The organism is Bacillus sp. AFS001701 (assembly GCF_002559405.1).
Taxonomy (GTDB): Bacteria; Bacillota; Bacilli; order Bacillales; family Bacillaceae_G; genus Gottfriedia.
On record NZ_NTZO01000393.1, the window covers coordinates 1 to 4,464 of the forward strand.

General features: G+C 30.7%; 5 protein-coding genes. All 5 read right to left on the reverse strand.

Features of this window, described 5'->3' with window-relative positions; genetic code table 11:
- Positions 1-78 precede the first annotated feature (78 nt).
- The 5 genes from dltD to dltX are packed head-to-tail and all read right to left on the reverse strand — an operon-like array spanning position 79 to position 4,365.
- The gene (gene dltD / locus CN514_RS19960) at positions 79-1,296 is read right to left on the reverse strand and encodes a D-alanyl-lipoteichoic acid biosynthesis protein DltD (RefSeq protein WP_098234089.1); all 1,218 of its coding nucleotides are present in this window, start codon (positions 1,294-1,296) and stop codon (positions 79-81) included.
- Positions 1,293-1,532 (reverse strand): D-alanine--poly(phosphoribitol) ligase subunit 2, encoded by a 240-nt coding sequence (gene dltC, locus CN514_RS19965; protein ID WP_098234090.1) that lies wholly within the window; start codon positions 1,530-1,532, stop codon positions 1,293-1,295. The genes dltD and dltC overlap by 4 nt, the downstream gene beginning before the upstream one ends.
- 15 nt (positions 1,533-1,547) lie before the next feature.
- On the reverse strand, positions 1,548-2,699 hold the full coding sequence (gene dltB, locus CN514_RS19970; RefSeq protein WP_098234091.1) for a D-alanyl-lipoteichoic acid biosynthesis protein DltB: 1,152 nt from the start codon (positions 2,697-2,699) through the stop codon (positions 1,548-1,550).
- Complete coding sequence (gene dltA / locus CN514_RS19975) at positions 2,696-4,210, reverse strand: D-alanine--poly(phosphoribitol) ligase subunit DltA (protein WP_098234092.1); 1,515 nt, start codon at positions 4,208-4,210, stop codon at positions 2,696-2,698. The genes dltB and dltA overlap by 4 nt, the downstream gene beginning before the upstream one ends.
- Before the next feature lie 11 nt (positions 4,211-4,221).
- Positions 4,222-4,365, reverse strand: coding sequence for a teichoic acid D-Ala incorporation-associated protein DltX (dltX, locus tag CN514_RS19980; protein ID WP_082459405.1), 144 nt, complete (start codon positions 4,363-4,365; stop codon positions 4,222-4,224).
- Between the last annotated feature and the right edge of the window lie 99 nt (positions 4,366-4,464).

Sequence of the window (4,464 nt, forward strand, 5' to 3'; positions counted from 1 at the left end):
ACTAAATTTTGTTTTCCCTATAGACCGTTTTATATTTCAACACTCTGAATGAAAAAAGCAGACACTAGTCTGCTTTTTTCATTGATATCTATGATTTAAACTTGCTGTAGGGGGAGTATGTTTTACTGAATAAAACTTATTTAATGATTGATCTACATAGACCCAGCCCTTCCAGCCTAAGTGTATTGTATCTTTTAAGAAAAACTCATCGTATTCATGTGAAGAAAAATCAGCTACTTGGAATCCAGCATCTTCAATTTGTTTTCTTACTTTTTTGTAATAAACTTCTCTACCTTCTTTTGGAAATCCAGCGTAATCATACCATGGTCCATTTACGGGAACAGAAATAAACAACGCTTTTGTGTGCTCTTTTTTTAATAATGCTAATACCATTTGAAGGTCATCATATTCTGGTGATACACCATAGTTACTATTTCGTTTATAATTTTTTAAAGCTGGAAGACGATTTTGAATGTGCTTTATATAGTATTTATTAATTATACCGAAATGGTTAGAAGTTGACTCACGTTTGCCAATTTTATCAGCAACTTGTGCTACCCGATCCCAGGATAAATCTTCATATTTTGATTTTTTTAATCGGAAGTTTTTATCAGGATCCATTATAACGGTCTCAAAAAGATCTTTCTTTTCAAGTATTTTTAAATAGGTGTAAGCTAACGGTTTTTCAGCCATAGCCTTGAACTTAATTTTTTTGCTATTTGAAATAAATGCATTTAATTGAGTTACTAATAAAGAGTCTTTTTTGATAATAGATAGCGTTAAAAGTCTCTTTGCAATTTGTCTCTTTACAGAACTATCAATTGTATTATTAAAAATGAATGAATAAGTTTGAAGCGCAGAATAATTAGGTGAAAAATGAGTATCGTCAATGCCATGTGGAATAAACCACTGTGGAGATAAAACAAACACAATTTTTCTATTTTTTATTCCATCACCTAAAGATGCTAAGTCAAGAAAATGAACGAGACTTTGTGATCCTCCTCGACCAATTAGATAAGGAGTAAATGCATTTTTTTCTCCCATAAAAAATCTAGAAGGATGGAAGGGGTCTCTTCTAGCAAGTTCTGAAGACCCGAAAATAGGTAGGTATTTTGGGTCTTTTAACATTTTATCTTGAAGCAAGGTCCCTTGAAATGTTTCAGGGTTTAAAGATGCTGCTGTATTATTTAATCGTTCTTTTGTAATAAATAGTTCGTAAAAAGAATTTGGAAGATACAAAGCTAGTAAAAAAATGAAAATAGCTGTTATCATCCCAAAAAATTGAACTTTTTTCATTTTCTAGCCTCTAAAATCGAAATGATTTTATTTGGTGTTGCCCACTCCTCACGATCGAAGTCAGAAATAGTCACGTTAATACCAAGTTGTTCTTCGATTTCAACTAATAAGCTAACTGTACCGAATGAATCTAATAGTCCTTCTTCAAAAATCAAAATATCTGGGTTTTCAATCACTTCATCTGTATTACATAAATCTGTTAAAATTTTTAAAACTTCTGCTCTTAAATTTTCCATTATACTAATTCTCCTTTAGTTAACTAGATGTCCTGAAAATATTAAAAATCCGAAACAAATAAAATGGAATGTAATAATAACCGCTAATACATGTGTTAGCTTAGTATTTTTCCACATCTTTTTTTTCTTATTGAATTGTTCAAACCAATCAAAACTACACATCAATATGGCTTGGTATAAACCATAAAGTAGGTAATTAATTTGGATTCCGTGCCATGCACCCATTAGTAAAAATAAGGTAGTGTAACTGATATAAGAAATATTTCTTCTATTTTTTATCAATTTTTTCTTAGTCAGTAAGAAGACCATTCTCATATATACATAGTCACGAAACCAAAATGATAAGCTCATATGCCAGCGATTCCAAAAGTCCTTTATATTCCGACTAATGAATGGCATATTAAAGTTTTCAGGTGTTTTAATGCCTACTAAATAACTAACGCCGATTGCAAATGCACTATAACCAGCAAAATCAAAAAATAAGTACAGACTATATGCATACATATACGTTAGATTTGAGACAAATGTATGCCCTAATGCAAACTGTGTTTCAAGAATATGAACGTTAATTAAATAACCAATTATATATTTATAGAGAAAACCAATAAAAATTTTATGAACACCAATTTGAAAATACTCTCTGTATTCAAAAGCCGTTAGCTTTTTTTGACAATCTTGTTGAAATCTCCTAAAACGATCAATTGGTCCAGAAGAGATCGTCGGAAAAAATAATAAAAACTTTAAGAAATCGACAATCTTTATTTCCTTTATACTGTTGTCGCGAATTTCAATAATGACTTGTGTTGTTTTAAATGTTAAATAGGAGATTCCTAAAAAGCCTACAAGTGTAGTAGTTTCAAAAATCGGTGAAATCTTTACAATCAATAAAGGTAAAATTGATAGAAAAACACTTAAGTAATAAACAGTTGAATGGTTCGCATTCTTCCGATAAACAATATAACCTTTTATTAAACTAACTACCCAAATTATATAAGCAACTAGATAGAAGGTTTGTATTTTAGAAGAGGAAAAGACTAATAATAAAAACACAAAAGAAAGAAATGTTGTGTAGTTAGTTGATCTTCTTCCTAAAAATCCTAATATGACTGCTGGGATTAGCAGAACAAATAAAATACCGAAAAACGTAAAACTACTGTATGGAATCATTGGTATGTTTGCTCCAATAATTTTTTTCGATCAACTTTACCGTTCGTTGTCATTGGTAAACTTTGTAAAAAACTAAATTTTCTTGGAATCATATAAGTCGGCATATATTTATTTAATTCTTGTTTTAAAAATCGTGTTAAATGATATTCCTTTTCGAAATCGTGTTCTTTAACGAGTACTAAGCAATGTAAATCTATACACTTACCATCCTTCATCTCTGGTAAGATAACTGCAGAATGAACCAATGGTAGTCTTCTAATGTTATTTTCAATGTCCTCAATTTCAATCCGATAACCGTGTAGCTTCACTTGGAAATCAATCCTACCTTTATAGAACAATAGTCCTTGATGAAAGTAACCAGAATCACCTGTTTTATAGGCGAGCATGCCATTTATTTGATAGTAGGCTGCATCAGTTTTTAACTGATTATTAAGATACCCTTTACTAACGCTTGGACCAGCTATAATAATTTCCCCTGTTTCACCATCTGGAAGTGGGTTCCCCAATTCATCCATAATGTAAATGATTGTATCGTCTTTTGGCGTGCCAATCGGTAATGGGGAGTATTGGTTTATGACTTCCTTAGTGATCTGGACGAATGTTACAGCTACTGTCGCTTCTGTTGGACCGTAAGTATTATAAATCTCTGCTTTAGGAAATCTAGATAAAAGCTGTCCAGCACTATTATTCGATAGTACTTCACCACAGAAAAGAAAAGTCTTTAAGTTTGGTAGTAACAATTCGCTGAAATTTGGATTCATCATACACATTTCTATAAATGAAGGGGTAGAAGTCCAAATCTCAATATCACTTTCTAATAAATAATCGAATAACGCTTTTGGTCGCTCAATCAAAGATTTTTCAACAGCAATGAGTGTACCACCGGATATTAACGATGGATATAAATCCATTACTGATAAATCAAAAGAGAAAGGAGCTTGGTTTAAAAAGCGTTGTCCATTATGGATATTAAAATCTTTCAATATCCAATTGGTAAAACTACGTAAGTTTTTTTCAGTAATTTGTACGCCTTTTGGATCTCCAGTACTGCCAGAAGTATAGATAATATAAAATGTATCATCATTTTTAACATTGAAATCAGTTAAAGATTTGACTAGATTTGTAGAATCAATAATCTTCTGTAGTTCTCCAAAATTTATGATATTAATGGATTCAAATTCTAAAGTAATTTCTTTTGGTGTAATTAATAAAGTTGCACCAGAGTTAGTAATCATTTTTTTGAGTCTTTCAAAAGGAATAGACTCATCAACGGGAATATAAGCACAACCTGCTTTTACACTTCCTAAGAAAATGGAAATCATTTCTGCCTGCATATGTCCATATACAATAATGGGCTTATTCGTAAAATTATTTTTAATCATCCAGCTAGCAATCGCATCTGATTGTTGCTTTAAATTTTTATATGTTAACGAATAATCACTATTTTGAAATGCGATAGTGTCTGGGGTGTTAATTGCCCAATAATCTATTTGTTCAATAATTGATTTCATCAGTTCACGTCCTAAAAATCGTTATATATAAAGGTCCCTGTAAATGAATCTTTAAATCCATATAAGTAGAGTAGTGCAAGTAAAATTGATAAATAAAACGCAGTGTAAAATAAAAATCTTAAAGTCTTTGAACGGAAAATATGGATTTTACCCATTTGTTTTCACCTTTCTTAATTTTTAGCTAGACGTATTATAACACCGAAAAAAAGATGAAAAATTAACTATACACCTTTTAAAATTAGAGACAGATAATA

Excerpts from the sequence above, each read along its gene's own strand:
- dltD (WP_098234089.1), bottom strand. The coding sequence starts at position 1,296 with ATGAAAAAAGTTCAATTTTTTGGGATGATAACAGCTATTTTCATTTTT.
- dltC (WP_098234090.1), bottom strand. The coding sequence starts at position 1,532 with ATGGAAAATTTAAGAGCAGAAGTTTTAAAAATTTTAACAGATTTATGT.
- dltB (WP_098234091.1), bottom strand. The coding sequence starts at position 2,699 with ATGATTCCATACAGTAGTTTTACGTTTTTCGGTATTTTATTTGTTCTG.
- dltX (WP_082459405.1), bottom strand. The coding sequence starts at position 4,365 with ATGGGTAAAATCCATATTTTCCGTTCAAAGACTTTAAGATTTTTATTT.
- dltA (WP_098234092.1), bottom strand. The coding sequence starts at position 4,210 with ATGAAATCAATTATTGAACAAATAGATTATTGGGCAATTAACACCCCA.